The organism is Marinobacter sp. G11 (assembly GCF_021282325.1).
Taxonomy (GTDB): Bacteria; Pseudomonadota; Gammaproteobacteria; order Pseudomonadales; family Oleiphilaceae; genus Marinobacter; species Marinobacter vinifirmus.
This window is the reverse complement of the sequence record NZ_JAJSPB010000008.1, coordinates 84,292-110,082: the sequence shown is the minus strand read 5'-3', so window position 1 is coordinate 110,082 and position 25,791 is coordinate 84,292. Positions and strand designations below refer to the sequence as shown.

Here is a 25,791-nt window from a genome sequence, read left to right as displayed (position 1 = left end):
TGCTCAGCAGACTCCCCGCCACGCAGCGCCTGCCAGCAGCGGGCCGGTGTCCGGGAAATTGATTGGGTGTGCACTATATGCACCACCAGGACTAGTTCTGGTGTTTCAAAACTGCATTCACGGTGAAAGTGTAAGGTGCTTCCACGCCGAGTTTCTCACACCGCCGCAATACCGCACCGGCAATGCTGTCCAGCTCCAGCGGCCGGCCTTTTTCTTTATCCACCAGCATGGAGGTTTTTATGGCATTGAAGCTGCTGATCAGCTCGAACATGTCATCCAGATCCTGCTGGGTGAGGTTCACACCATCGGCTCTGGAGGCCTCTACAGTCTCAGCCATCATCCCGTAGACCATCTTGCCGAATTCCGGATGATGGGTCAGGCTTCGGGTATCCAGAAGAGTGAGCGCAGACAGCGGATTAACACCGTTATTAATCACCAGTTTGCGCCAAAGCTCATAACGGATGTTATCGGTTACGGTGGTTGGAATACCCGCCTCATTAAAGGCAGCCTCCAGCCTCTTCAGCAAAGCCACCCTTGGGTCATCAGGCTGTTGCTGAGGCCAGGCGCCCATCACGATCTGGGCAACACCTTCGGCGAAGACTTTGCCCGGCTCGGTAATATGGCCGCCAATACGCACCGCAAGGCCACCCAAGACAAGGCCCTCTCCGACCACTTCTGAAATGAGGGGTTCGTTATCTACGCCGTTCTGGAGTGACAGCACCGGAACCGAACCAGCCCTCAGCCAATCACAGAGCTCCGTCATCACTGTACTGGTGGCTGTAGATTTAAGGGCTATCACGATCAGGTCAAAATCATCCGCCTGATAGTTACGGACAAGGTCTTGGTGGTGGCAAGCCGGGAAGGAATGGTGGAAAACCTGCCCTTCATAATCAACGGTCAGGCCGTTCGCTTGTAGGGCCGCGAGGTGATCTCCACGGGCTGTCAGTACAACCTGATGGCCGGCTTCAGCCAACCTTGCGGCGTAATAGCCGCCGATGCCGCCGGCACCAACAATAAGTATTCTGAGAGTCGCCACTGAAACCTCTGGGTGCAGATAAGCCTTCCGGCACGATAAAGGAAGTGCTCGAAAAGTAGAACACCCGAAAGGTCGTATCAACTATCGAAAATGAAACCCAGCTCTCAAGGCCAGGTATACTCCGGCAAAACCACCCCCTCCCCGGCCAACCGTTCCGTAATCTCCCGCCTCAGCGCCACCACGTCCCGGACCTCCCGTTGCCTGAGCTGATCAACCTCTTCTTTAGTGAAGTGCTCGACTGCCACACCGGGCTGCCCCCAGCGCTCCACCACATAATTCATCACCTCGGCAATCTCGGCATCGTTCAGACCAGCGCCGACAACGCCGGGCACATGCATCAGGTAAAGCCGGCTCTGCTCATCGTTGAAAAACACCTGCACAAAACCCGGAAACGGAGGAATGCCTGCGGCTTCCACGCCCATGCCATCCATGCCGTGGCAACCGGTACAGCGCAGCATGTAGTTGGATTGCGCCGATCGCTCGGCAGCCGTTGCCGGCACCAGCAGTTGCGCAGCCAGCAGGGTTGTCAGCAGCAGGTTTCCTGTCCGTTTCCGTATCATCTTCCTAACTCCCTAAGTTCAGTGGGTACTCATTCCAGGGTTCAGCCATTAATTCCAGGGTTCAGCCATTAGCCACGCCCAGAACCACGGAAACGGTGCAGTGATACCCTTTGTTGGTATTGGCCATGCACCAGTTGATGTCGTTGTGCAGTCCCATCCGGTAACCCGGGCGTTCGCCTTCGCTGGTGAGGCAGAAGGTAGAACTGGGCACCGTGGCCCGGCCGCAGCAGTCGTTGTAAGACACCAGATAGTCCTTATCGTCGGCCGGGTTACGGCAGGTGCCCACCCACGCCACCTTGGACGCCTCGGTGCCCGGCGGGCAGGAGGTCAGAGAGCCGCCAGAGGTGGAACAGAGGTTGCCGTCCAGTGCGCAGTGCTTCCAGTAGCTACAATCGTTCTCGTCTTCCAGTGTGCCGGCAAACGCGGCGCCACCCAGAGACCGGTCAAACGGCAGAACCGGGGCCAGCATGGCGCCGGCCATGACGGTTCCGGCCTTGGCCAGGAAGGATCGGCGACCATAGCTCTGCGCCGCTTTCCTGGTGGATTGCTCGGATGTCTTATCAATCAGGTTAAACAAACGATCTATCATTCTGGGCATAGTGTCCTCCCGGACTTATTAACTAGCGGTTTTACTGGCCAGCTCCTGCACAGAGGCATAGCCGGTTTCCAGCGCATTGAACAAACTTTCCAACTGCTCTCTTGAATTCACCAGGCCCTTGGCCCGCACCACACCCTGTTCGTCAAGCAGCACGGCAAATGGCAAGCGGGCCACCCGGTAAGTCACCCCAAGATGTTCCGACAACACGTACGGGAAACCTTCCAGCTTCTGCGTGGCAATCAGCTGCTCGTGGCGGGGTTGGTCGCCGTCACTGGCCAGCACCACAGAGAGCCAGCCGGCTTCGGATTTCTGGATCGACTTGAGCGCCGGCAGCAGCTTTTTGCAGATCGGGCAGGTCGGCGACAGAAAGAACACCAGGCTATGCTTGCCGGACGGCTGGCCAAGGTTCACCTTGCCGCCGGTCAGGCTGTCCAGGCTGAACACCGGGGACAGCTCGCCCACTTTGGGGCCGCTGTCGTTGATCATGGCGCCCACAGGTGCCACCCGCTCATGCAAGATGCCGACCTGTCGGGCGAGCACGAAGAAGCCCAGAATGAGCCCAGCCACCATCAAGGCCAGCAAAACAACGGTAAAAGATAGAATTGCCACAGTATTTCCCTCTGAATGTCAGTATTTGCTGTTAGCCAGCAGCAGCCGCTGGTTCTCGGCCAGCTTTCCGAACAGGTTGTAGATCAGCCACAGCCCGGTGCCGGCGGGTATCGCCACCATCAACCCGGCTAACCCGGGTGCCTGCACACCTTGCTGCGCAACCAGGGCTGCCAGGCCCGCCAGCACCAGATTGCGCAGCACCAGCAGCCACGAAACCGGGTGCGCCGCGCCACCACAGCCGCAATCGATCTCGGCATGGCCCCGGAACAGGCTGACGGCCATGGCTGCGCCGTAAGCCAACAACAGCCCCACCATCCCCAACGCCCCCAGCCCGGAGGTGTCCGGATAAACCAGCAACAGCACACACGCCGCCTCGGCCGCTATCAACGCTCTGGCCAAAGGCCCCGCCAGCCATTCCGGAAGCAACTGGTAGTTGATGACATACCCGAGAAACCGACCGTAATCCGAAGCCTTGTGCCAGGCTGCGTGGGTAAACAGCAGGGCCAGCAGAACCATGGCGGTCAGCACGGACATCTGCATGAGATCGGGGCCCATGATCAGGACCCTGCGATGGAGAAAATGGCCCCGCCACCAACATCTTCAACCGTGTTGGTTTCCTCCAGGGCGAATCCGGCATCCGCCTTCACCTGATAGCGGTAGAGCACGCCCTCTTCATCCAGGCCAAACAGCACCGGCTGCTCGCCGTCGGTTACCGAGAGCGACACCAGGTGCTTGACCTCGGAGCGGCCCAACACCTTGGCGCTGGCCAGGTCCACCGCCCACACTTCCTCGGCGCCATTTTTGTGGCTGCCGTTGTAGGCTTCGGAATGCATGGTTACGAACAGCACCTTATGGGCCTCGTTGTAGGCCACCACATCCACACCACCGGGGGCCCACTGGCCTTCAGTGCCTTCCGTGAAGGATTTCTTGCTGATCAGGCGAGGCGCTTTGTCGCTGTCCGAAACCCGGTAAACAGTGCCGAAGAAGGAGACAAACAGCAGCTCATCACCGGCCCGCTTGCCGACAATAAATACCGGGTCCTTGTCCGGATCAAAGATCTTGTCACTGCTGTCCGGCGAGCCGAACCGGCCATCCGCAGCGAGGGAAAAGCTCTGGAAACGGCCATCCCCACAGACCGTGGTGAACTTCACCGAATCCGCAGCCGGGAACACGCCGAAGCAACCCGGTGTTGGCACTTCCTGCAGAACACTGCCAGTCTCAAGGTCTACCACCGTCACGGAGGTAGCCGGTGTGGCGTTCTGGATGAAGGCGTAGCGGTCATCGTGGGAGATCTTCAGGATGGCGTTGGACGGCATGACCTGGGCTGCTTTTTCAGGCACCACCACTTCCCGAAGCAGGCTCAGGGTAGACACATCAAATTCCTGAAGTACGGACTCGGTCGGGCCATACATGATGCGCTTGGCGTAATGGGACAAACTGTAAAGGCGGGAGAAATCGCTGTTGGTGGCCATCTGGCCGACAATGCCGAAACTCAGGTTTCCTTTAACGCTGAGGTCGTCCGCGGACAGAACTACCGCCTGGCTCGCCCCCTGCCAGGTCTGATCCAGAACAAACAGATTCGGCCCCGGCTGAATCCGCTCCTCAACCGTAAGCACTTCCGGCACAAATGTATCCGCCGCCTGAACAGCTCCTGAAATCAGAACACCTGCCAGCGCAGCGAGGGCAAACCTTGTACTGAGCATATGAAAACCTCCGAATGTAGGGACAGGGCGTTGGTACGCTCCTGATTCGGAGATAAGCACAAGGTGTGCCAGATTGGCTTTTTCTTGAAATCAGATGCAATAGCTGATCAAAGAACAATCATATAGTCGGAATTTCGATCTGATACTGAGAAATAGCTGTATATCAAAGAGTCAAATCGCACTAAAACAGGGCCGAATGCTCTTAAAAAGTGCGAGGTATAAGCCCTTAGTATCGTTAGATAACCCTTCAAGACTAAGACCTACTACACTGGCACATATCATCGTTTTTCAACGCCTAAAGGAACGCCGATGGACCTCACCGCCTACCTCAAACTCATGGCCGACAAAGGCGCCTCCGACCTCTACCTGTCCACCGGTGCCCCAGTGATGATGAAAGTCGAAGGCCATACCGCTCCCATCACCCAAAAACACCTGCCAGCCGGGGCGGTGAAGGAGTTGGCGTATTCGATCATGAAAGACAAACAGCGGGCGGAGTTCGAGAAGTCGCTGGAGCTGGATATGGCAGTGGGGCTGGCCAATATCGGGCGATTCCGGGTGAACGTGCTCTGGCAGCGGGGCGAAGTGAGCATGGTGATTCGCCACCTGAAAACCGAGATTCCGTCCATCGATACCCTTGGCCTGCCAAAGATTCTCGAGAAGCTGATTATGGAACCCCGGGGGCTGATTCTGGTGGTGGGTTCCACCGGCTCTGGTAAGTCCACCACCCTGGCCTCGATGCTGGATTATCGAAATAATCACACCACCGGCCACATTCTCACCATTGAAGACCCCATCGAATACACCCACACCCACAAGCAGAGTGTTGTGAACCAGCGGGAGGTGGGCGTAGACACTCACTCCTATAGCGAAGCCCTGCGACGGGCCATGCGCGAGGCACCGGATGTGATCATGATCGGTGAAATCCGCGACCGGGAAACCATGAAGCAAGCCCTCACCTATGCAGAAACCGGGCACCTGTGCATATCCACCCTGCACGCCAGTAACGTAGACCAGACCATGCGGCGGATCGTGAACTTCTTCCCGGAGCATGCCCACAAAGAGCTGTTTATGGACCTGAGCCTGCACCTGAAAGCCGTGGTGGCCCAACGGTTGTTGAAAGGCAAAGATGGCAAGCGCTGCGCAGCGGTCGAAGTGATGCTCGCAAGCCCCTACATCAAGGACATCATCAATAAAGGCGAAGTTGAAGGCATTACCGAAGTCATGGAGAAGAGCCAGCAGCAGGGTATGAAGACCTTCGACCAGGCCATCATGGACCTTTACCACCAGGGCAAGATCACCGAAGACACCGCGCTGGCCAACGCCGATTCACGCCACAACCTGGAAGTGAAAATCCGGCTGGAAAAAGGCAGCCTCGCCGGCAACTCCGACAGCCTGACCTTCGACAGAGACTGACACAAAGAAGCCCCCGAACCAGGCTGCTCGGTGTCGTGAGCAACCAGGCCGGGGGCAGGCTGTAAACCTGATCAGTTCAGTGCAGCGTCAAATCAGATCTTGGTCATGCGCAGGTAAGGACGCAGTTCGTTCCAGCCCTGCGGGAAGATGTCCTTCGCCTCTTCATTGGAGATGGACGGCGGGATAATCACATCGCCACCCTTGCGCCAGTCCGCCGGCAGGGCAACCTTGCTGGCATCGGCTGTCTGCAGCGCGTCGATAACACGCAGGATTTCGTCAAAGTTACGACCAACCGCCATCGGGTACGTCAGGGTCAGACGGACTTTCTTGGCCGGATCAATGATGAACACGCTGCGTACGGCGGCGGTTTCGCTCTCCCCCGGGTGAATCATGTCGTACAGCTGGGCAATTTTGTGGTCTTCGTCGGCAACGATCGGGAACTGCAGGTCACAGCTCTGGGTGTCGTTTACGTCGTCAATCCACTTCATATGCTCGTCTACAGAGTCGGTAGACAGGCCGAGCGGCTTCACGTTACGGGCGGCGAACTCCTGGGCCAGCTGGGCAGTACGGCCCATTTCAGTGGTACATACCGGAGTAAAGTCAGCCGGGTGGCTGAAGAAGAATACCCAGGAGTCACCAGCCCACTCATGGAAGCTGATCGGGCCTTTGGTGGTGTCTACGTTGAAGTCCGGAGCGGTTTCGCCAAGACGGATGGACATAATCTTTCTCCTGTCGGGTTTGCCAGATAGTTGGCTTTGTTTGACTACAAGGCCAGAGTACCCGGCCACACCTCTTATATCAAAAAGAATATATCTATAGTTCTATTAGTTTTAACAAAATGAAAACTGGACACACGCTTTAATGGTGCTCGTCCAGATCCTCATAGCCGGTGATCATAGGCTTGATGTGGCTGGTCAGGGTTTTGCCCATCGTCGTCATGTACACATGGGCAATGATGAACACCAGCATGGCGAACGCCGCGCCAGTGTGCACCAGGGCCACGGTTTCCAGCTCCAGGGCGCCGGCCAGGGTTGCCGGCCAGTCGTTGTAGAACAGGTATAACAGCCCGGACACCCAGATAATCGGCGAGATCACCACCTTGAAAAACAGGTACGCCAGCCGCTGCAGCGGGTTGTGCTTGGCCTTGGAGGTTTTCTTGTAAGGATGGGAGGCACCGGTGAAGGTGCCAATCAGGTAATAGTGCATGACCGCGAACAAACCATCACGGGTCGGGATGTACTGGCGCCATTCACCGGTGGTGAAATGCCAGAAAATGGCAAACACCCAAAGCACAATCAACGCCCAGGCCGCCAGGGTATGTACCTGCACCGCGGTGCTGAACCGCATCACGTCATAGGTACCGTGAATGGCGAACCCGGTAAACAGCAGCACGAAGATCAGCAGCGCCTGGCTCCAGTGCCAGAAGCGCTCAAAGCGTTTGAACATCAATACCCGGCTCATTGCCCTTTCCTCCCGCTGAACACGATCCGCGCCATGGCATGCACCAGTACCGCAAACAGCGTGGCCGCCACCAGCAACCACCCTATCCGGTCAAGCCACACGTTGCTGTGATGGCCCGGCATGTAGATGCCACCCAGCCCCGCCAGCCGGCTTTCGGCCTTGTGGCAGCTACCGCATTTCACCGCATCGTTAGCCGGCGCCACCATATGGGTGATCGGCCAGTGCATGGTGGTTTCAATAAAGTCGAACTGGCCGCTGTATGGCATGCCAGACATGTCGCTGCCGGCCTGCAGGGCTTTCTCCCAGTTGAAATTGCTCCAGAGAGAGCTATCGTCTGCCCCGAATACGTGCGTAGCCAGCAGGGTTTGCCGCTCTGTATCAAACGGCTGTTTGCCCCGCATCACCTTGAACGGCCAGATGCGGGATTCGCCGTCATCCGGGCTGCCTTCCACCTTGTTGATGGCTACCGGCGGATTATCAATGTCCAGCGGGTCGCCAGCCAGGGTGTACTGCACGGTGCCATCAAACCATGCGTATTCCGGCACCACATTCTCGCCGTGGCGGAAATCGCCTTTCTCACTCAGATAACTGGGATGGCCGTTTTCATCCAGCTCCTTTACAGGCTTTCCATCTTCATCCAGCCGGCCCGCCGTCGACCAGTCCCACCAGGTTTTGGTCGCCACGCCACCCCGGGCAAAGGCCGGGATGTGGCAGCTCTGGCAGGCAAGTTTGTCTACGTGATCATTCAGCTTGGGCTTATCGTGGGGCGCAAGGCCATGGCACGACTCACAGCTGGCCCGCGAGAAATCGGTATGGCCCGGCACATCAATACCCAGGGTATCCCGGGCATTGGCCTGGTATCGGCTACCGGATACCGCATGGCCCATGGTGGTGTGGCAATCCGAACAGCCAAAGTTCAGGCCGTCCGGAGACATATGCACGTCCAGTTCTTTCGTCGGGTTGATCAGTGAGGAGTCGAGGTCCCCATGCTTCACGCCATCTGCACCGCCACCGTGGAAATGACAGCTACCGCAATTGGCCCGGCCACTGGCACCCACGTTCTGGGCGATGTGCTCAAGGTCTGGCGGCATTACCATCTTGCCACTGCCCTTCGGCCATTCCCGGGGAATTGAAGTCGGGTAACCTGCCAGCGTAGGGAACTTCCAGTAGTCGCCGGTGGTGTCATGACAAACCAGGCAGTCCACGGCATTCTCTGCCTGCGGTGGCGGCTGGTTCATATCCTTCCATCCATAACCCACATGGCAGGACGTGCAGCGGGGCTCGTTGGTTACCGTCATGCCGCAAAAGCTGTTGATCACCTTGCTTTTGCCAAGGGTCTGCCCGGTTTCTTCGTGCTCATAGAGCCAGGTCCAGTGGGTAGTGCCGCGAATCTGCTCCCCGGCCTCGGTATGACATTTCAGGCAGGCAGCAGTTACATCTTCGGCCTTTTCGAAAGGCCCCTGTAACGCTTTGAATTTGCTGTGGTCGGCCGTGGTGGGCGATTTCTCCAAAGCCATAGCCGGTAGCGCCAGAAACAGGCACAGCACGGCGGCCCAACCATGCCATGTGCGCCAAACCATCCTTTGTGCATCCTTGTTCATAGCAATCACCCGCCCATCCCGAAGACCTGCCTGTAAGTTTAGCCCGCTATCTGACGCTTGCAGGCCTACCTGATTGAGACTTGAGCAAGATCAATCTATGCCACCTGTCATCAACGAACAGTGACAATGTCACTGAACCGCAGAATTCGACGCGTCTATATTGATCAGGAAGACAAACTTAAAAGGAGCACACCCATGTCGAATGTACTCAAGGTTTTTACCCTCGCAATGCTCGTAGCCCTGGCCCCCGCCCACGCCATGGCCGAGAAGCAAAAAGACAACCGCGCCAACAAGGGCAACAACGTAGACGAAGTACTGGTAATCCTGTCCAGCGACTCCAACCAGACCCAGGGCATGGCCATGGTACTGGCCAACACCATGGCCGAGCAGGGTGCCAGGGTGAACGTACTGCTGTGCGACGAAGCCGGCGATCTGGCCCTGAAATCCTACGAAGCCGAGGCCCTGGCCCCTAAAAATGTCACACCGGGGCAGATGCTGCGCGGCCTGCTGAAAGCCGGCGGTACCGCCAACGTATGTGCCCTGTACCTGCCCAACAGCGAATACAACAAGGACGACCTGATCGACGGCGTTGGCGTCGCCATGCCGCCGCAAATGGCCGGCCAGATGCTGGATCGCAAAATCCGCACCTTCAGTTTCTGATGGAATAAGACAGATCAGGGTGCCCGCCATCGCGGGCACCCGAACAATCACGGACGGTAGATCTTTTCAGGATTAGCCTTGGATGCCCAGGGCAGGCCGGAATTCTGCCAGCCGTTCACCACGCGCATCCCCTTCTTCTCACCTTCTTTCGCAGTGCTACCCTGGAAGCCGTTGTCCACGTACTTCACATTGGTAAAACCCTTTTCCAGCAGGTAGTCGGCACTGGGCTTGCCACGGGCAGAGCCAGAGCGGCACATGGTCACGATCAGCGAGTCACGATCCAGGCCCTTGGTTTCCAGCGCGGCATCTACCTCAGCCACAAAGTTCTCGTTCAGGTCCATGGCAAACACCTGCTTCTCGTCGTTGAAGCGGGTGCGGTCTACCAGTTGGAACGGAATGTTCTGGTCCACCGCATCGGTAAAGCCGATGAACATGATCTCCACCGGATCCCGAACGTCGATGAACAGCATGTCATCGCCCTGTTCCTGAACCATTTTATAGGTGTCTTCCGGCGTCAGTGACAACGCCTCCTCTGCCTGGGCTCCGGCCGCCATACCGAAAGCCAGTAACGCCGTTAACATGAACTTCTTCATCACACTCTCCTGAGGCTTTCCAAGTTTCACCACGAGATTAACGATATAACCATGACTTGGACAGCCAACAGGCACGCCAAACTCGCGGCGAAATGTCGCACCCGAAGCTGGGTTGTCATGACAAAAAATATAAATTGACGACCGTCAATTTCACTGCCGACTGTTACCAATAGTTCGTGCAGTTACCGGGTGGTTTGTTAGCTTTAGTAGAGAGAGACCAACTTGTCTCATAAGGAGAGAACGATGATCAAACGCCCCCTGGTAAAAGCCCTGGCCATAAGCCTTGGTATGATGGCCGGCTCCGCAATGGCCGACGACCTGATGGATCGTGCCAACAGCATGTTCGAGCCAATCCCGAAGTATCCCCCGGTTATCGACGGCAATGAACTGACCCAGGCCAAGGTTGAGCTGGGCAAGATGCTGTTCTTTGAACCGCGCCTGTCTTCCAGCCATCTGATCAGCTGTAACACCTGCCACAACGTAGGTCTGGGCGGCGATGACGAATTGCCCACCTCTATCGGCCACGGCTGGCAGAAAGGCCCCCGTAACTCTCCGACCGTGTTCAACGCGGTGTTCAACGCAGCACAGTTCTGGGATGGCCGCGCCGCAGACCTGGCCGAACAGGCGAAAGGGCCGGTACAGGCCGGTGTTGAGATGAGCAGCACCCCGGATCGCGTGGTTTCCACCCTCAAGAGCATGCCCGAGTATATCGAACGCTTCGAAGATGCCTTCCCGGGCCAGGACAACCCGGTCACCTTCGATAACATGGCGGTCGCCATCGAAGCCTATGAAGCAACGCTGATCACACCGGAAGCGCCTTTCGACAAATACCTGCGTGGAGACTCTGCTGCCCTGAACGAGAAGGAAAAAGAAGGCCTGGCCCTGTTTATGGATCGCGGCTGTACCGCCTGCCACAGTGGCATGAACGTCGGCGGCCAGAACTACTATCCGTTCGGCCTGGTAGCCAAGCCCGGTGCTGAAATCCTGCCCGCCGGCGACAAGGGCCGTTTCTCCGTAACCGAAACCGCCTCTGACGAGTATGTGTTCCGGGCATCACCACTGCGTAACATCGAACTGACCGCGCCGTATTTCCACTCTGGCGCCGTCTGGAGCCTGGAAGAAGCCGTTGCGGTTATGGGTACTGCCCAACTGGGTACCGAGCTGAACGATAGCGAAGTGAAATCCATCGTGGCGTTCCTCAAAACCCTGACCGGCAACATTCCGGAGGTCACCTATCCGGTGCTGCCGCCGAGCACTGCTGACACTCCCAAGCCGGTGGACATGATTCCGTAATTGCCGGATTCGTTCCCCCTGCCAAGGCGCGCCACCCGGCGCGCCTTTTTTGTGCCTGTGTCCAGCCCGCTGCGGCAACTATCCACCTTCGTCCGGTTGCGCCCGCTCTGTTAAGCAAGCTATCGTCTCTTTTTTCCTGACTCAGACGAGGGGCTATGAATCCGACCATTGAACTCCTGAAATCCCACCGTTCCATCCGCAAGTTCAAGGATCAACAGATTCCCCGGGAGCTGTTTGAAGAGCTGATCCGCGCCGGCCAGTGTGCCGCCACCTCCAACCACGTGCAGGCCTACACCCTTATTCACGTGGTCAATCCGGAAAAGCGGAAGAAGCTGGCTGAACTGGCCGGCGGCCAGGTCTATATCGAAACCTGTTCGGACTTCCTGGTGTTCTGTGCCGATATGAAACGCGCTACGGAATCCGCCGAGAAAGCCGGTGCCGAGGTGGTCCGGGGCATGACCGAGCAGCTGCTGGTGGCCAGCGTTGACGCCGCACTGATCGCCCAGAATGTGGTGGTGGCAGCGGAATCCGAAGGGCTGGGCATCTGCTACATCGGTGGTATTCGCAACAACCCGCAGGAAGTGAGCGAACTGCTCAACCTGCCGGAACATGTGTACCCGGTATTTGGCCTGTGCCTGGGCTACCCGGACCAGGATCCGGAAGTGAAACCTCGGCTGCCCCTGGCCGCCATCCTGAAACAAGACGCCTACGACGATTCTGACGATGAAGCCCTGGTGGCCAGCTTTGACGACACCATGCACCAGTACTACCAGGAACGCACCGGCGGCAATAAGGACACCAACTGGTCCGAGCAGCTGAAGCCGCTGTTTACCAGCAAGCTCCGGCCGCACATGAAGGATTTCCTGAACAAGCGGGGCTTTGGGGTTAAATAACCCCGCCCTCAGGCGTCCTCAAGGATGAGGACCACCAGCTCCTTGGGGCCATGAGCCCCATAGGCGAGCACCTGCTCGATGTCCGCCGTCTTGGACGGACCAGAGACCAGCAACAGGTTCGTGGGCAGACCCGCGGACCAGTTGTGCTTCTGCATCATCCCATACAGGTTGTCTTCCACCTCACTCGCCTTGAGCAACGCGATATGCAACGGCGGCAGAAGACTCATCAGCCGCGGCTCGTGACGATCCGGCCACAGCACCAGTGAACCGGTGGCAGCAATCCCGCCCACCGTACCCGTCACGCTGGCGTCCACCTGCCAGAACAGTTCCTCTTTCCATTCCTCAATGGGGCGGTCATAGACCAACAGTTCCGGTCTGGGCTCCGCACGCTGCCAGTGCTCCGCCAGCTGCTTGCCGTGCTCGGTACCCGGGGCATAGAGCACATTCTTAAGACCGCGACTTTCCAGCAATTCCTGAACCTTGGCGGGCCATTGCTCAGTCGTCAGCTGGTGGATTTCGGTGTGCACCGCTTCCATCAGAGAACGCAGGCGGGTAATCCGGTCCTCCGGCGCATACTGCCAGGGGCGGGTCACCAGGCCCTCATCGAAATCATCCGGCCGGGGCGTAGTGCCGGCCAGGCCAGCGCGGAGCTTGTTCAGAATGTTACGGCGGGCGCTCATCGCTGATCCCCCTGGTTCAAATGGGCTTTGGCCAGGTCATGCAAAGACCGGCGAGCCGGCACCGGCGCCGAGTGGTTCTCGGTCCAGGGGCCGACGTTTTTCGGTGCCAGTTTGCCAAAGCGGGTCGCTCCCCACAGGAACAGCCGGTAGAACACTGGCGAAGTATTCAGCCTGGCCCAGAAGCGCCAGATCGCCCGCTCCTTGCGGGAATACTTGGCGCCGCCGTCTTTCACTTTCGGCTGTTCGCCGGGGCTTTTCACGTTTTCCTGGCGCAAGCGCTGCAGCATTTCCGGGATCGGAATCTTCACCGGACACACCTCACCACAGGCGCCACACAATGAAGACGCGCTGGGATGATCCGGCACCTTGTGCAGGCCCACCATGTGCGGCGTAATAATCTTGCCGATCGGCCCCGGATACACTTCACCGTAGGTGTGGCCACCCACCCGGGCATACACCGGGCAGTGGTTCATACAGGCGCCACAGCGAATGCAGTTCAGGGTCTGGCGCAGCTGGGCATCAGCGAAAGCACCGCTGCGGCCGTTGTCCAGCAGCACCAGGTGAACTTCCTCCGGACCATCCAGCTCATCCGCCTTGCGCGGGCCGGAAATCATGTTCACGTAGGTGGTGATGGGCTGGCCCAATGCGGAACGGGTCAGCAAGGACAACAGGGGCACCACGTCCCGCAGGTTCTCCACCACTTTTTCGATGCCGGTGACGGCAATGTGCACTGGCGGCGCCGTGGTGCTCATGCGGCCATTGCCTTCGTTCTCCACCAGCAGCAAGGTGCCGGTTTCGGCAATGGCGAAGTTGACGCCGGAGACCCCGACATCCGCTTCAAGGAATTTCTGGCGCAGGGTGCGACGGCCAATCTGGATCAGCTCGTTCACATCCTCGGTCTCATCTACGCCCAGCTTGTCATGGAACAGCTTGGAGACCTGAAAACGGTTCTTGTGAATCGCCGGCATGATGATGTGGGAGGGCTTTTCGCCATCCAGCTGGACGATGTACTCGCCCATGTCCGACTCCAGGCACTCGATGTTGCGTTCGGCCAGGTAGTCGTTCATCTCCATTTCTTCGCTGACCATGGATTTGCCCTTCACCACCTGAGAGCCCTGCTTCGCCTCAATGATGGAGTGGACAATCCGGTTGGCCTCTTCGGTAGTCTCCGCCCAGTGGACCTTGACACCGTTGGCGGTCAGCCTGGTTTCCAGTTGTTCAAGCAAATCCGGCAACCGGGACAGCGCCCGAGCCTTGATGTGGTTGCCGAGTTCCCGCAGTCCTTCACGCTCTTCCTCGTCCGGAAAAGCATCGGCCCGTTTTTTCATCAGCGAGTCCATGGCGACGCGGAAGTTGGTGCGCAGCTGGTCGTCGGCCAGGGCGCCCACCGCGCGGCCACGGAAGCTATCGGTGAGCTCTTTTACCGGTATACGCTGGCTCATGGTTTCACCTCTCCGCTCACCCGCTCCCATAGAAAGCTGGCCAGATGCCGGCCCCGGAAAGCTTGTTGCTGTTTCTCCAGGGAGCCGTTGATGTTGAGCAGGCAGCCGCCATCGGCGGTCACCATTTCCGCCGCCCCGGATTCCCGCAACGAACGGGTTTTGTCCAGTACCATGGCCCCGGACACTTCCGGCATGCGCACGGAGAAGGTGCCGCCAAAGCCGCAACATTCGCTTTCATGATCGTGGTCCAGCCGCTCGACGTTCGCCAGCTTACCCAGCAACTCCCGGGCGTGCAGGTGGGTGTTCATTTCCCGGCGGGCGGAACAGGAGGTGTGCAGGGCAATCTGTGTCGGCTCGCCAAGATCCTGCCAGTCGACCTTGCATACGTGCAGCAGAAATTCAGTAAGCTCGAAGGTGCGTTCAGCCAGGTTATCCACACGCTTGAGGGTATCGGGTTCTTCCGCAAACACTTCCCGGTAATGCTGCCGGAACATACCGGCACAGGAGCCGGAGGGCACCACCACCGGCATACCGTTGTCTAGCAGGTTGAGCTGTGCACGCGCCACCTCCCGGGCCTCATTCACGTAGCCGGAAGTCCAGGCCGGCTGGCCGCAGCAGGATTGTTCCTGCGGAAAGTGCACGCGAATGCCTTCCCGCTCCAGCAGGCGGATGGCATCCAGGCCGGCCTCGGGAAAGAAAAGGTCCACCACGCAGGTGCCGAACAGCGTGACCTCGGCCGGCTTGGCCGGATACGTTCGTGGCGCGGGTCGCTCAGGAGCCACGCGGGTGGCATTGGGGGCGGCGTCGTAGAACAGCTCAGTCATCAGTTATTGCCTCCGGGTTCTTCAGGCTGCGAGGCAGCCCTGCCCGTTGTTTCAGATCAGTTCATCAAAGGGTCGGTAACGCCCAAAGCATAGGCTGCCACCAAGGCAACCACACCGGTCATTACAAGATAGTAGATGGTCGGGCGAATGGTTTTCCGAAGCGTCTGCCCTTCACGGCCCAGCAAGCCCACTGTGGCAGAGGCCGCAACAACGTTGTGAATAGCAATCATGTTGCCGGCGGCTGCTCCCACCGCCTGCACTGCGACCATCAGCGCGGTCGACAGTCCAAGGCTCTGGGCCACACCAAACTGAAACTGGCTGAACATCATATTAGACACCGTATTGGAGCCCGCAAGGAATGCGCCCAGCGCACCAACTGTCGGTGCCAGCAGCGGGTAGATTCCGCCTACGGCATCGGCTACCCAGCTGGCCATGGCCAACGGCATGCTTGGCAGGTCGGCCAGGTTGACGCCGGAGTTGATCATGATCCGCACCATCGGAATGGTGAACAGCAGTACAAAACCCGCGCTGAGCAACACACTGCCGGATTCTTTGACCGCCTCACCCAGCGCACGGCTACTCATCCGGTGAATGAAGAAGGTAGCAATCACCACCATCACCAGAATGCCTCCGGGCAGGTACAAGGGCTGAATTCCCGCACTGATGCCGGCCTCGCCCAGAATATTCGAGAAAGACACGCCGATGCCCACAAAGAACTCTTTAACCGGAACCACCGTGCGGCTGATCACCAGCACCATGCCCATAAGCACGTAAGGCAGCCAGGCCCGGAACCCGCTCATGGGATGAGCGGCGATATCTTCCAGCTTCATTTCGAGGGTGCCCATCCACTCTGTGGGCCACTCCTTGCGTTCGGCAAAGTCCCAGGGCTCTTTCGGAATCAGGAACCCCTTTTTCGCAGCAATCGTCACAACGGCCAGACCAATCAGTCCGCCCAGCAGCGATGGAAACTCCGGGCCCATCAGCATACCGGTCAGAATGTAGGGCACCACAAAGGCAAAGCCGGCAAAAAGTGCAAACGGCAACACTTCCAGACCTTCCATCCAGCTTTTGTTTCGACCGAAGAAGCGAGTCATCATAACGGCCATCAACACGGGCATGACCACACCCACAACACCGTGAGTCATCACAACTTCAGAAGTTATCAGCTGCAGGTAGGCGTCCCAACCGGAACCATTGGCCGACAGCTGGCCGGAAATGGTCGCCTGGTCAAGGCCGGTGGTAACCCCCACAATGATAGGCGTGCCCACCGCGCCAAACGAAACCGGCGTGCTCTGTACCATCATACCGAGCATAACCGCAGCCATGGCCGGAAAGCCGACAGCTACCAGCAACGGCGCCACAATAGCTGCCGGCGTACCAAACCCGGAGGCTCCCTCAATAAAGCTACCAAACAACCAGACGATAATGATGGCCTGAATGCGGCGGTCTGGTGTGATATTGGTGAAACCTGAACGGATGGTAGCAATGGCACCAGAGTGCTTCAGGGTGTTCAGCAGCAGGATGGCGCCGAAAATAATCCACAACACGCCGATGGTGATAACAAGCCCTTGCAGGGTAGAGGCGACAATCCGGTTGAAGGTCATGTCCCAGGCTGTATAGCCGAGGACGGCCGTAGCCAGGAAAACAACGGGCATCGCGTTGCGGGCGGGCCAGCGCAATCCAAGTAACAGAACCCCGGCCAGCAGGATGGGGGCAAATGCCAACAGGGCGAGTAATCCGGATGCCATGATGTTCTCCAGCGTTTTCTTGTTAGTTGATACTTTTGATCAATTGGTATTACCAATTTACAAAAAGAGGTAGGACACATTATTTGAGCAACCCTCTATCTGTCAAAATGACCCTTTAAGACTTTAGTCTTAAGGGCTTGTAAAAACCCCCGAAAAACAGGTACAAACAAGCATTAAATATTTTTGGTCAGACCAATTTTAAATGCGGGAACCAACATGCCGATTAACCACATTGCACCCAGGCGACTGGCCGACACCATCGTGGAACAACTGGAAACCATGATTCTGGAAGGCACTCTAAAGCCCGGCCAGCGGCTGCCGCCGGAGCGGGTGTTGGCAGAACAGTTCGGGGTATCCCGACCTTCCCTGCGTGAAGCCGTGCAAAGGCTGGCCGCCAAAGGTCTGCTGACCAGTCGGCAGGGAGGCGGGAATTTCGTAACAGAAAGTCTGGGCTCCAGCTTCAGTGACCCGCTGGTCCTGCTACTGGAGAATCGCCCTGAAGCCCATCGGGATTTACTGGAGTTTCGCCGCACACTCGAAGCAGACTGCGCCTATTACGCGGCCCAACGTGCCACCGAGGTAGACCAGGAACTGCTCACCCGGGCATGGCAGGAACTGGACAATTGCTACCGGTCACCCAGCGAGGAAAATATCGAGCGGGAAGGTGCCGCAGATGCCGGCTTCCATATGGCTATCGCCGAAGCCAGCCACAACGTAGTGCTGCTGCACACCATGCGCAACCTGTTTAATCTCCTGAAAAAAGACATCGTGACCAATATCGGTGGCATGTACTCAAAAGACGCGGCCACCCGTCAGGGCCTGATTGAGCAACACCAGGCGCTGTTCTCCGCGATTATGGAAGGTCGGGCGGAAGACGCCAGGGCCATTGCGGGGGAACACATCGGCTTTGTGCAGCAAGCGATTTCGGCGCATTCAGAAAGTGAACGCCGGCGGGAGAGGGCCGTGCGCCGGAGCAGCACCCGACAATCCGGGTGAGCAGAAAGAAAAAAGCACCGGGGCAAGCCCGGTGCAAAGACTGACAACATCGGAGGAAAGCGGAACCACTCAGTCGCTGACGGGCGTTTCCTTGATCGCCGCACGCATACGGCGGCGCAGAATCGGGCCCACCAGGTACGGCAACGCCAGGCCAAGGCCGGCAAATACCCAGAGCCCCATCGCCAGCGGGCTGCCCCACAGAATGCTCCACTCACCGTCTGACAACACCATGGCGTGGGCCAGGTTCTTCTCCATCTCTGGCCCCAGCAACAGGCCCAGGATGATCGGCACCAGCGGTATTTCCAGCTTGCGCAGGAAGTAACCGGCCACACCGAAGGCCACCATGAAGTACAGGTCAAACGCACTGTGGCTGATCGAGTAGATACCGACAAAAGCCACCATGGTCACGATCGGCAACAGGTACATGGGCGGTACCGACAGCAGCTTCACAAAGAAGCCCACCAGCGGAATGTTCAGCACCAGCAACAGCAGGTTGCCAATCAGCAGTGCCGCAATCACGCCCCAGACAATGTCGGCATTCTGGGTGAACATCAACGGCCCCGGGGTAATGTTGAGGGAGATCAGCATGGCCAGCAGCACCGCAGTGGTGCCACTGCCCGGCACACCCAGGGTCAGCATGGGCACCAGCGCGCCGGAAGACGCCCCGTTGTTACCCGCCTCCGGAGCAACCACACCCCGGATATCGCCCTCGCCAAACTTGCCCTTCTTGCCGATCACCTGCTTTTCCAGGGTATAGCTGATAAAGCTCCCCAGAGACGCACCGGCACCAGGCAGAACACCGGAGATAAAGCCCAGTACACCACCCCGGATCTGGGTAGGAATGGTACTGACGATTTCCTTGAAGCTCAGGCTCAGCTTACCCACAGACATCTTGTCGCGCCCACTGCCCATGCGATGCTCTACGAAGAACAACAACTCCGAAATCGCAAACAAGCCGACAATCGCCAGGATAAAATCAATACCTTCATACAGCTCCAGCACACCGAAGGTGTAACGCTGGGTGCCGGTCGAGATATCGATACCGACGGTAGAGATCATGATACCGAGCGCAGCAGCGATCACCGTTTTCATCGGGTTCTTGCCGGTAATGCCGCCCAGGGTGGCAAACGCCAGCAGGAACAGGGCGAAGTATTCAGCCGGGCCGAAACTCAGCGCAAAACGGGCCAGCACCGGTGCCAGCATGATCAAACCAATGGTACCGATCAGGCCACCGGCAAAAGACGCCACCGCCGAGATAGCCAATGCGTCTGCAGCACGCCCGTTCCGGGCCATGGGATAGCCGTCCAGGCAAGTCATCATGGCAGGCTCATCACCCGGAATGTTCAGCAGGATGGAGGAAATCCGCCCGCCATACATCGCCCCGGCGTACACCGAGGTGAGCAGGATCATCGCGGTTTCCGGCGGCAGCCCCAGGGTAAACGCCAGGGGAATCAGGATTGCAACACCGTTTGCCGGTCCCAGTCCGGGCAAGCAACCAATCAGGGTGCCGACAAAAGCGCCGAACAGCGCATACATCAGGTTATTGAGGGTCAGCGCAACCGCAAACCCCTCCATCAGATAACCAATCGTTTCCATCACTGCACCTCCAGCAAGCCGGCCGGCAAGCTCAGAGACAGGCCGTAGTTAAACAGAACAAACACCACGATGGCGCTCAACAGACCGGTCATAAACGCCGGCTTCGGATTTGCCCCCATCCGCCAGCTCAGTGTGCCCACCGCCATGGTAGTCGCGATGACAAAGCCCAGGGGTTCCAGTAACAATGCGTAGGCCACCAACACCACCAGCGACACCACCAGTTCCAGTGCCGACTTGCCAACCGGCCATTGGGCATCCGGGTCCGGCTTTACCATCAGGTACAGGCTGCCAACGACCAGCACCACCGAGAGAATGGTCGGAAAAGTTTCGGGGCCTACCGTTTCCGCGCCACCGAAAGGCTCGGGCCACTGCTGGGCAACCCAGCCATAGGCAACGGCAAGTACCAGCAGGCCCAGGCCGAGAATACGATCACCAAGGCCCGTCATTTCAGCAACCCGATTTCACGTGAGAGGGTTTCGATATCCTTTACCTGGCCCTGGACAAAGGCTTCAAACTCACCCGCCGGCGGGTGGAAAGGAATCAGGCCGTTGCTCTTCATCACCTTCTTCCACTGATCACTGGCATACAGGGTGTTCAGCGCCTCTACCCAGTATTCCCTGGCACCTTCCTCGGCGCCTTTGGGCATATAAAAACCACGCCAGTTCGGACCCACTGCATCAATGCCCTGCTCTTTTGCGGTCGGGAGATCAGCAAACTCGCCGGGCAGACGTTCTTCGGCCAGGACTGCCAGCACCCGCAAGTCGCCGGACTTCATAAACCCGGTGGCTTCGGACAGATCACCGGTGAAGGCATCAACCTGCCCGCCCACAACCTGGCTCATGGCTTCACCGCCATTGTTGTATGACAGATAGGGCACAGAAGGCAGCTTCTGCGCACCAGCGGCCTTGGCGGCAATCAAAACCTTCAGGTGATCCCAGCCACCCCGGGCACTGCCGCCGGCAAACTTCACCGACTTCGGATTCTCCTTAACCGCCGCCAGCAGCTCGTTCAGGTTCTGGTAGCGGGAATCCTTACCCACAGCAATGATGCCGTAATCGGCACCCAGGGCGCCGATCCAGGTCACCATGTCAGCGGTCATACCCGGGAACTGTTTCTGTGCCAGGCGGGTTGTTGTTGCGGTGGATGCGGCCACCAGCAGCTTGCTGTCTTCCGCCCGCTTGCTGACCGTGTGGGCATAGGCAACACCTCCGCCGGCACCGGCCATGTTCACGGTCTGCACACTGCCACTGACCAGGTCGAGTTCCTGCATCACATTACCTACACTGCGACAGGTGAAATCCCAGCCACCGCCCGGGTCGGCAGGCGCCAGGCATTCGACTTTGCCGGAGGGTTGCCAGGCCATGGCCGAGAAAGAGACAGCCGCAGCGGCTACAAAAGACAGAGTTCGTTTGATCAACATGGTTGTTGCCTCGTGAGTTTGTTTTTGTGCAGGCTCCCGAGGCACTTGTGCAGACAGGTATCGGAACAGGTGGCAACCGGGAGCAGCTTGAGGCAGGTTAAAAGTTGAGCAGGGCAGTCTTGAAGTTTGTGTGCGTAAAGCCTTTAAAAAGTAAAAAAAACATTTTGTTCATAAAGGGCACGGGTGTATCCGGCCCTGATGCATTACTCTGGATACCATAACGAAAAGAACCCGATTCAGACCCAGCATGCGCAAAACCCGACTGAAAACCAGGATGATCCTCACTCTGGGGCTGGCTGGCATCATCCAGACCCTGCTGGTGGGCGGCATCGCCGGCTATTACCTTAGCCAGTCCCTGTATGAGGAGACCGAGCAACGTGCGCTGATGGTAGCGAGAACCGTTGCCGCTGCCCCCTCGGTCATCGCCGGCATCAACCGCCGGGACATTCCTGCCCTGAACCGAACCACCTCGCGCCTGACCGCCACCAACCAGGCACTGTTTGTTGTGATCGGAGACAGGCAGGCGTTACGCCTGGCCCACCCGGACCCCACACGACTCGGCCGCTCGATGGCCGATGACGACGGAGACTATGGCCGGCGCGCCCTGGAAGACGGCGAATCCTACGTGGCCCGCGCCAGGGGTAGCCTGGGCGAATCCATGCGGGCCAAGGCCCCGGTGATCGATCCGGAAACCGGCCGCATTATCGGCATTGTCTCGGTGGGTTACAGCCTTGAGCAGGTCGACGCCACCATCCAGCGCTACAACCTGGTGTTTTATGGGGTGATCGGGCTGATGATCCTGGCGACGGTGATCTCCGCGATCGTTATCTCCAACCGGTTCAAGAAGGCCATTTTCGGACTTGAGCCGGAAGAAATTGCCCGCCGGTTCCGAGAGCAGGAAGCCACCCTCCAATCCGTGCGTGAAGGCATCATTGCCGTCAATCGGGACGGCGTAATCACCATGGCTAACCGGGCCGCCTGTGCCAACCTGGACTTACCTGGAGAAACCGAACTCGCCGGCCGCCCCATCCTTGAAATTCTGCCGGAAAGTACCCTGCTGTCTGTGCTGGAAACCCGGAAGCCAGACTTTGACCGGGAAGTCTGGCTACGGGGCCGGAAAATGGTGGTGAACCGCCTGCCGGTGCGCCAGAACAACGAAGTGATCGGCGTGGTAACCAGCTTCCGGCCCAGTGACGAGCTGCACCATGTCAGCCAGCAGCTTACCCGCATCCAGCAGTACGCCGACACGCTGCGCAGCCAGACCCACGAATACTCCAACAAGCTGCACACCATTGCCGGCCTGATCCAGATCGGTGCGACCGACGAAGCCCTCACGTTGATCGGAAGCGAAGTCAGCGACCACCAGTCCTTGCTGAAACTGCTGCTGGAAGCCGTACCCGACCCAGTCATTGCCGGCTGCCTGCTGGGCAAGTACAACCGGGCGAGGGAAATGGGGCTGAACCTGGACATAGATCCGGACAGCGCCATGGAAGATATTCCAGCCAACCTGCCCCGGGAACAGCTGGTCAGCGTGCTCGGCAACCTGATCGACAATGCCCTTGAAGCAACCCGCCAACATACCGGCGAGAATGGCCGGGTACGCCTGTCGATGACAGACCTTGGCGATGAGCTGATCTTCGAGATCGAGGACCAGGGTCCCGGCGTACCCGATGCCGTCCAGCAAACCATTTTCGAGCGCGGCGTCAGCGGTAAGGGCGAAGACCATGGCATCGGGCTGTACCTGGTACAACAGTTCCTGAATCGCTGGGGTGGCTCGGTCACCATTGAAAACCTGCCCGCCGGCGGTAGCCGGTTTACACTGTATTTGCCAAAGTATCAGGAAGAAGGAGAAAGCCTGTGATGCCTGTCAGGCTTCTGATCGTTGAAGACGACCGCAAGATTGCAGAGATCCAGCGCCGTTTTATCGAGCGGATGGAGATGGTGGAACTCTGCGGCATCGCCCACACCCTGGCCGATGCCCGGGATCAGGCTGACATCCTGGAGCCGGACCTGATTCTGCTCGATGTCTACTTTCCCGATGGCAACGGGCTGGACCTGCTGCGGGAACTCCGGGCGGCCAACAGCCGCAGCGACGTTATCCTGATCACCGCCGCCAAGGAAGTAGACACCCTGCGCGACGCTTTACGCGGTGGCGTGTTCGATTACATCCTCAAACCCCTGGTGTTCGAACGCCTGCACGAGGCCATCGAACGCTACCGGAGCCACCTCGACAAGCTGTCTGCCCTTGAGCAACTGGGCCAGAGCGAAGTCGATGCCCTGCTGCCCAGAGCCACCCCCGCGCCTGCAAACACCGGCCGCCAACGACTACCCAAAGGCATAGACGGCCTGACCCTGGACAAGGTTCGTGACCTTCTGCCACAACGCAGCCGCTGGAATGCGGAAGACATGGGCGCCGAGATGGGCGCGTCCCGAACCACCGCAAGGCGTTACCTGGAATACCTGGTCGGCACTGGCGAACTCAGCGCCGAGGTAGCCTACGGTTCCGTTGGCCGGCCCGAACGCCAGTACCTGCCGAAGGCCTGACCTGCCCGGTCTTTTTCAGGCATAAAAAAACCGGGGAAGAACCCCGGCTGAAGTAATCACACGATGCACCAACACAATGCATTGTCCTGATGAGTGGTCAGAATAACCGCCCCATGTGACCCTTTCGTGACAATATCGGTTAAGCCGGCAACTTTTCCCAGACGGTCAGCTCCGAGAAGCTGTGCTGGAACTTGTTACGGGTCTCCCGGATCACAAACGGCAGGCTGCGGGGCTCTGTCAGCAGCCGGAAACGGGGCGACAGCCTATCTTTCAGGCCATCGAGGGTGCTGTAGGGTTCGCCATCTTTCAGGAAACCGCCCACCCATTCCTGCTTCGGTGTGTACTCCTCCAGCCAGGTGTAGGGCGAGGCAATCACCAGCAGACCCAGGTCGTTGATGCGTTCGTGGATGGTTTCAAGGAACAGGGACGGCTTGTATAACCGGTCAATCAGGTTGCCCGCCAGCACCAGGTCGTAATCCCGGTAATCGTCACCCAACTCACAGGCGTCACCCTGGTGAAACGCCACCCTGCGCGCCGCGTCTGACAGCCCGAGGGCTTCCAGCGAGCGCTCCTGATAGCTCACCAGCTCCCCTTCTTCGGGCCTGGCGTAGCGGGCAGCGCCGTCGCGTATGACTTCCCGGCACTTGTTGATAAAGGTCTGGGAAAAATCCACGCCGTCTACATGGTCAAAATGCCGCGCCAGTTCAAGCGTGGTCCGGCCTACTGCGCAACCAATATCCAGGGCCCGGCAGGTTTGCCGGCCGTCCAGAGCTTCCATGGCGGCATCCGCCAGCTCTTTCGGAAAGTTCGCCTCGCCATGCCAGCTTTCGCCAAAGTGGAACTCCAGGTACTGGGCCAGGGTGGTGTTGTCTTCGTAGTAGCCGGTCGGCTCCGTCATTGTGTTCTCCTCGTACCGGCAGGTCAGGACTTGCCGGCCAGTTTCGGGTAAAGCGGTTCCACCAGGGGTTTCAGGCCCTTGGCTTCATCAATAAACAGCTGCAGGTGCGGGAAAGGAATCTCGATGCCGGCGTCATCCAGTGCTTCCTTAATCTGCTCCAGCACATCGGCCATGATTCTGGGCTGAACATCCAGGTTATCCGGCGTAATCCAGATTTTCACTTCCAGGTCTACCGAGGAATCGCCCAGGTTTTTCAGTACCACCCGGGGTTCCATACCGGCGCTTTGCAGCACTTCCGGATGCGCCAGCAGCACCGGCATGATCACCTCCCGGGCCGCCTTGGCAGACTCCTTGTAGGCGATGCCCACCGGAATATTCAGCCGGGTCGCGCCCTCGGCACTGTAATTGACGATATCGGAAGACGCCACGCTGTCGTTGGGAATCATGGTGAAAATGTTGTCCCGGGTGCGCAGCCATGTGGTGCGTAGGGCTATCTTGACCACCTTTCCGTCCTGGCCGTTGATGGTCACCCAGTCGCCAATCCGGAATGGCCGTTCGATCAACAGGGTAATGCCGGCAATGAAGTTGGACAGGGTCGATTGAGCCGCAAAGCCCACCGCAATACCGACAATACCGAGCCCGGCCACAATCGACACCACGTCAAAGCCAAACTGTGCCAGCACGGTGACCGCCGCAAAGGTAGCGGTAAGCACAGAGAACAGGTTTTCCACCAGCTGCCGGATGGACGGATCCAGCCGGTAGCGGCTCATGGCTTCCCGGATCAGCCGGCCGGCAACCAGCCAGCCCACAAAGAACCCCAAGGCCATCAGCCCGGCCCGGGCCATGGATTTCAGCAATTCCGGCGCCGCCCCGAACTGGGCCATGATCACCAGCACTGCACCCAACCCGAACAGATAGCGCAAACCGGTACGGGCATGCCCGAAGAGCGGCTGCGCGGCCCGCTGCTTGCCCACCACAACGCGCGCCAGGCTGATCACCAGCGCATACACCGCCAGCAAAAAGCCCAGGTAAAGCGCCGAAATCAGCAACTGGCTGAGGGCATACACCGAGAATTCCGCCCAGTCCGCCTGCCCGTCGCCAAAGGCGTTCAGGGTATCGGACAGGTTCTGTTTCATCTGATCACGGACAGCACCAAAAATACTCTCTGCCATAGACAATTCCTTGTGACACGTTTCAATGCCCCATGCCTGTTATGGTAGACG

Annotated in this window: 26 protein-coding genes; 7 read left to right on the top strand and 19 right to left on the bottom strand. The window is 58.5% G+C overall.

Translation table 11 applies throughout. From position 1 onward, the window contains the following. Positions 1-91 precede the first annotated feature (91 nt). The 6 genes from LWH94_RS07515 to LWH94_RS07490 form a co-directional block, all read right to left on the bottom strand. Positions 92-1,036: a ketopantoate reductase family protein gene (locus tag LWH94_RS07515; RefSeq protein WP_232901748.1), complete on the bottom strand. Its 945-nt coding sequence runs from the start codon at positions 1,034-1,036 to the stop codon at positions 92-94. 104 nt (positions 1,037-1,140) lie between these two features. Beyond that, the gene (locus tag LWH94_RS07510) at positions 1,141-1,596 is read right to left on the bottom strand and encodes a c-type cytochrome (protein WP_232901747.1); all 456 of its coding nucleotides are present in this window, start codon (positions 1,594-1,596) and stop codon (positions 1,141-1,143) included. Positions 1,597-1,657: 61 nt separating this feature from the next. Further along, positions 1,658-2,194, bottom strand: a complete 537-nt coding sequence (locus LWH94_RS07505) for a methylamine dehydrogenase light chain (RefSeq protein ID WP_232901746.1) — start codon at positions 2,192-2,194, stop codon at positions 1,658-1,660. Between the two features lie 18 nt (positions 2,195-2,212). Further along, on the bottom strand, positions 2,213-2,803 hold the full coding sequence (gene mauD / locus LWH94_RS07500; protein ID WP_232901745.1) for a methylamine dehydrogenase accessory protein MauD: 591 nt from the start codon (positions 2,801-2,803) through the stop codon (positions 2,213-2,215). 18 nt (positions 2,804-2,821) lie between these two features. Then, a complete protein-coding gene (locus tag LWH94_RS07495; protein ID WP_232901744.1) occupies positions 2,822-3,358 on the bottom strand; it encodes a MauE/DoxX family redox-associated membrane protein in 537 nt (178 codons plus the stop codon). 2 nt (positions 3,359-3,360) lie between these two features. Beyond that, positions 3,361-4,506: an amine dehydrogenase large subunit gene (locus LWH94_RS07490; protein WP_232901743.1), complete on the bottom strand. Its 1,146-nt coding sequence runs from the start codon at positions 4,504-4,506 to the stop codon at positions 3,361-3,363. A gap of 309 nt (positions 4,507-4,815) precedes the next feature. Between LWH94_RS07490 and LWH94_RS07485 the strand changes: the two genes are divergently transcribed. Further along, positions 4,816-5,919: a PilT/PilU family type 4a pilus ATPase gene (locus tag LWH94_RS07485; protein WP_022989579.1), complete on the top strand. Its 1,104-nt coding sequence runs from the start codon at positions 4,816-4,818 to the stop codon at positions 5,917-5,919. Positions 5,920-6,011: 92 nt separating this feature from the next. Here the strand turns inward: LWH94_RS07485 and LWH94_RS07480 are convergent, their stop codons facing one another. From LWH94_RS07480 to LWH94_RS07470, 3 genes are all read right to left on the bottom strand, one after another. Then, positions 6,012-6,638 carry a peroxiredoxin gene (locus LWH94_RS07480; RefSeq protein WP_232901742.1) on the bottom strand — a complete coding sequence of 209 codons (627 nt, stop codon included), beginning with the start codon at positions 6,636-6,638 and terminating at the stop codon, positions 6,012-6,014. A gap of 139 nt (positions 6,639-6,777) precedes the next feature. Next, complete coding sequence (locus tag LWH94_RS07475) at positions 6,778-7,380, bottom strand: cytochrome b/b6 domain-containing protein (RefSeq protein WP_232901741.1); 603 nt, start codon at positions 7,378-7,380, stop codon at positions 6,778-6,780. Next, positions 7,377-8,981, bottom strand: a complete 1,605-nt coding sequence (locus LWH94_RS07470) for a tetrathionate reductase family octaheme c-type cytochrome (protein ID WP_232901740.1) — start codon at positions 8,979-8,981, stop codon at positions 7,377-7,379. The genes LWH94_RS07475 and LWH94_RS07470 overlap by 4 nt, the downstream gene beginning before the upstream one ends. A gap of 195 nt (positions 8,982-9,176) precedes the next feature. Between LWH94_RS07470 and LWH94_RS07465 the strand changes: the two genes are divergently transcribed. Further along, positions 9,177-9,641: a hypothetical protein gene (locus LWH94_RS07465; RefSeq protein ID WP_232901739.1), complete on the top strand. Its 465-nt coding sequence runs from the start codon at positions 9,177-9,179 to the stop codon at positions 9,639-9,641. Positions 9,642-9,688: 47 nt separating this feature from the next. On the opposite strand, the gene LWH94_RS07460 is transcribed toward LWH94_RS07465, so the two are convergent. Next, complete coding sequence (locus LWH94_RS07460; protein WP_232901738.1) at positions 9,689-10,234, bottom strand: rhodanese-like domain-containing protein; 546 nt, start codon at positions 10,232-10,234, stop codon at positions 9,689-9,691. Between the two features lie 243 nt (positions 10,235-10,477). On the opposite strand from LWH94_RS07460, the gene LWH94_RS07455 reads away from it, so the two are divergent. Continuing rightward, positions 10,478-11,527: a cytochrome-c peroxidase gene (locus tag LWH94_RS07455; RefSeq protein WP_232901737.1), complete on the top strand. Its 1,050-nt coding sequence runs from the start codon at positions 10,478-10,480 to the stop codon at positions 11,525-11,527. Positions 11,528-11,682: 155 nt separating this feature from the next. Next, complete coding sequence (nfsA, locus tag LWH94_RS07450; protein WP_232901736.1) at positions 11,683-12,420, top strand: oxygen-insensitive NADPH nitroreductase; 738 nt, start codon at positions 11,683-11,685, stop codon at positions 12,418-12,420. 8 nt (positions 12,421-12,428) lie between these two features. Here nfsA and LWH94_RS07445 read toward each other — a convergent pair whose 3' ends face one another. From LWH94_RS07445 to LWH94_RS07430, 4 genes are read right to left on the bottom strand one after another with little or no spacing between them, the layout of a single operon-like run. Next, on the bottom strand, positions 12,429-13,100 hold the full coding sequence (locus tag LWH94_RS07445) for a LutC/YkgG family protein (protein ID WP_232901735.1): 672 nt from the start codon (positions 13,098-13,100) through the stop codon (positions 12,429-12,431). After that, positions 13,097-14,542, bottom strand: coding sequence for a LutB/LldF family L-lactate oxidation iron-sulfur protein (locus LWH94_RS07440; protein ID WP_232901734.1), 1,446 nt, complete (start codon positions 14,540-14,542; stop codon positions 13,097-13,099). The genes LWH94_RS07445 and LWH94_RS07440 overlap by 4 nt, the downstream gene beginning before the upstream one ends. Further along, a complete protein-coding gene (locus LWH94_RS07435; protein WP_232901733.1) occupies positions 14,539-15,366 on the bottom strand; it encodes a (Fe-S)-binding protein in 828 nt (275 codons plus the stop codon). The genes LWH94_RS07440 and LWH94_RS07435 overlap by 4 nt, the downstream gene beginning before the upstream one ends. A 56-nt stretch (positions 15,367-15,422) precedes the next feature. Beyond that, positions 15,423-17,114 (bottom strand): L-lactate permease, encoded by a 1,692-nt coding sequence (locus LWH94_RS07430; protein ID WP_232901732.1) that lies wholly within the window; start codon positions 17,112-17,114, stop codon positions 15,423-15,425. Positions 17,115-17,330: 216 nt separating this feature from the next. Here LWH94_RS07430 and LWH94_RS07425 point away from each other — a divergent pair, with 216 nt between their 5' ends. Then, complete coding sequence (locus LWH94_RS07425; protein ID WP_232901731.1) at positions 17,331-18,110, top strand: GntR family transcriptional regulator; 780 nt, start codon at positions 17,331-17,333, stop codon at positions 18,108-18,110. Positions 18,111-18,179: 69 nt separating this feature from the next. Here the strand turns inward: LWH94_RS07425 and LWH94_RS07420 are convergent, their stop codons facing one another. The 3 genes from LWH94_RS07420 to LWH94_RS07410 are packed head-to-tail and all read right to left on the bottom strand — an operon-like array spanning position 18,180 to position 21,126. Further along, a complete protein-coding gene (locus tag LWH94_RS07420; RefSeq protein ID WP_232901730.1) occupies positions 18,180-19,706 on the bottom strand; it encodes a tripartite tricarboxylate transporter permease in 1,527 nt (508 codons plus the stop codon). Continuing rightward, a complete protein-coding gene (locus tag LWH94_RS07415) occupies positions 19,706-20,152 on the bottom strand; it encodes a tripartite tricarboxylate transporter TctB family protein (protein ID WP_022989594.1) in 447 nt (148 codons plus the stop codon). Before LWH94_RS07415 ends, LWH94_RS07420 begins: the two co-directional genes overlap by 1 nt. After that, positions 20,149-21,126 carry a Bug family tripartite tricarboxylate transporter substrate binding protein gene (locus LWH94_RS07410; protein ID WP_232901729.1) on the bottom strand — a complete coding sequence of 326 codons (978 nt, stop codon included), beginning with the start codon at positions 21,124-21,126 and terminating at the stop codon, positions 20,149-20,151. Before LWH94_RS07410 ends, LWH94_RS07415 begins: the two co-directional genes overlap by 4 nt. Positions 21,127-21,373: 247 nt before the next feature. Here LWH94_RS07410 and LWH94_RS07405 point away from each other — a divergent pair, with 247 nt between their 5' ends. Continuing rightward, the gene (locus LWH94_RS07405) at positions 21,374-22,987 is read left to right on the top strand and encodes an ATP-binding protein (RefSeq protein ID WP_232901728.1); all 1,614 of its coding nucleotides are present in this window, start codon (positions 21,374-21,376) and stop codon (positions 22,985-22,987) included. After that, positions 22,984-23,670, top strand: a complete 687-nt coding sequence (locus LWH94_RS07400) for a response regulator (protein WP_232901727.1) — start codon at positions 22,984-22,986, stop codon at positions 23,668-23,670. The genes LWH94_RS07405 and LWH94_RS07400 overlap by 4 nt, the downstream gene beginning before the upstream one ends. A gap of 139 nt (positions 23,671-23,809) precedes the next feature. Here the strand turns inward: LWH94_RS07400 and LWH94_RS07395 are convergent, their stop codons facing one another. Continuing rightward, positions 23,810-24,568 carry a putative 4-mercaptohistidine N1-methyltransferase gene (locus LWH94_RS07395; protein ID WP_094624471.1) on the bottom strand — a complete coding sequence of 253 codons (759 nt, stop codon included), beginning with the start codon at positions 24,566-24,568 and terminating at the stop codon, positions 23,810-23,812. A 23-nt stretch (positions 24,569-24,591) separates the two neighbouring features. Beyond that, the gene (locus tag LWH94_RS07390; protein ID WP_232901726.1) at positions 24,592-25,740 is read right to left on the bottom strand and encodes a mechanosensitive ion channel family protein; all 1,149 of its coding nucleotides are present in this window, start codon (positions 25,738-25,740) and stop codon (positions 24,592-24,594) included. Between the last annotated feature and the right edge of the window lie 51 nt (positions 25,741-25,791).

What these genes read in the sequence shown, in the direction of transcription:
- LWH94_RS07445 (WP_232901735.1), bottom strand. Translation starts at nt 13,100, where the DNA reads ATGAGCGCCCGCCGTAACATTCTGAACAAGCTCCGCGCTGGCCTGGCC.
- LWH94_RS07415 (WP_022989594.1), bottom strand. Translation starts at nt 20,152, where the DNA reads ATGACGGGCCTTGGTGATCGTATTCTCGGCCTGGGCCTGCTGGTACTT.
- LWH94_RS07390 (WP_232901726.1), bottom strand. Translation starts at nt 25,740, where the DNA reads ATGGCAGAGAGTATTTTTGGTGCTGTCCGTGATCAGATGAAACAGAAC.
- LWH94_RS07435 (WP_232901733.1), bottom strand. Translation starts at nt 15,366, where the DNA reads ATGACTGAGCTGTTCTACGACGCCGCCCCCAATGCCACCCGCGTGGCT.
- LWH94_RS07465 (WP_232901739.1), top strand. Translation starts at nt 9,177, where the DNA reads ATGTCGAATGTACTCAAGGTTTTTACCCTCGCAATGCTCGTAGCCCTG.
- LWH94_RS07440 (WP_232901734.1), bottom strand. Translation starts at nt 14,542, where the DNA reads ATGAGCCAGCGTATACCGGTAAAAGAGCTCACCGATAGCTTCCGTGGC.
- nfsA (WP_232901736.1), top strand. Translation starts at nt 11,683, where the DNA reads ATGAATCCGACCATTGAACTCCTGAAATCCCACCGTTCCATCCGCAAG.
- LWH94_RS07505 (WP_232901746.1), bottom strand. Translation starts at nt 2,194, where the DNA reads ATGCCCAGAATGATAGATCGTTTGTTTAACCTGATTGATAAGACATCC.
- LWH94_RS07405 (WP_232901728.1), top strand. Translation starts at nt 21,374, where the DNA reads ATGCGCAAAACCCGACTGAAAACCAGGATGATCCTCACTCTGGGGCTG.
- LWH94_RS07480 (WP_232901742.1), bottom strand. Translation starts at nt 6,638, where the DNA reads ATGTCCATCCGTCTTGGCGAAACCGCTCCGGACTTCAACGTAGACACC.
- LWH94_RS07495 (WP_232901744.1), bottom strand. Translation starts at nt 3,358, where the DNA reads ATGGGCCCCGATCTCATGCAGATGTCCGTGCTGACCGCCATGGTTCTG.
- LWH94_RS07410 (WP_232901729.1), bottom strand. Translation starts at nt 21,126, where the DNA reads ATGTTGATCAAACGAACTCTGTCTTTTGTAGCCGCTGCGGCTGTCTCT.
- LWH94_RS07485 (WP_022989579.1), top strand. Translation starts at nt 4,816, where the DNA reads ATGGACCTCACCGCCTACCTCAAACTCATGGCCGACAAAGGCGCCTCC.
- LWH94_RS07470 (WP_232901740.1), bottom strand. Translation starts at nt 8,981, where the DNA reads ATGAACAAGGATGCACAAAGGATGGTTTGGCGCACATGGCATGGTTGG.
- LWH94_RS07490 (WP_232901743.1), bottom strand. Translation starts at nt 4,506, where the DNA reads ATGCTCAGTACAAGGTTTGCCCTCGCTGCGCTGGCAGGTGTTCTGATT.
- LWH94_RS07455 (WP_232901737.1), top strand. Translation starts at nt 10,478, where the DNA reads ATGATCAAACGCCCCCTGGTAAAAGCCCTGGCCATAAGCCTTGGTATG.
- LWH94_RS07425 (WP_232901731.1), top strand. Translation starts at nt 17,331, where the DNA reads ATGCCGATTAACCACATTGCACCCAGGCGACTGGCCGACACCATCGTG.
- LWH94_RS07475 (WP_232901741.1), bottom strand. Translation starts at nt 7,380, where the DNA reads ATGAGCCGGGTATTGATGTTCAAACGCTTTGAGCGCTTCTGGCACTGG.
- LWH94_RS07395 (WP_094624471.1), bottom strand. Translation starts at nt 24,568, where the DNA reads ATGACGGAGCCGACCGGCTACTACGAAGACAACACCACCCTGGCCCAG.
- LWH94_RS07430 (WP_232901732.1), bottom strand. Translation starts at nt 17,114, where the DNA reads ATGGCATCCGGATTACTCGCCCTGTTGGCATTTGCCCCCATCCTGCTG.
- LWH94_RS07510 (WP_232901747.1), bottom strand. Translation starts at nt 1,596, where the DNA reads ATGATACGGAAACGGACAGGAAACCTGCTGCTGACAACCCTGCTGGCT.
- LWH94_RS07460 (WP_232901738.1), bottom strand. Translation starts at nt 10,234, where the DNA reads ATGAAGAAGTTCATGTTAACGGCGTTACTGGCTTTCGGTATGGCGGCC.
- LWH94_RS07420 (WP_232901730.1), bottom strand. Translation starts at nt 19,706, where the DNA reads ATGGAAACGATTGGTTATCTGATGGAGGGGTTTGCGGTTGCGCTGACC.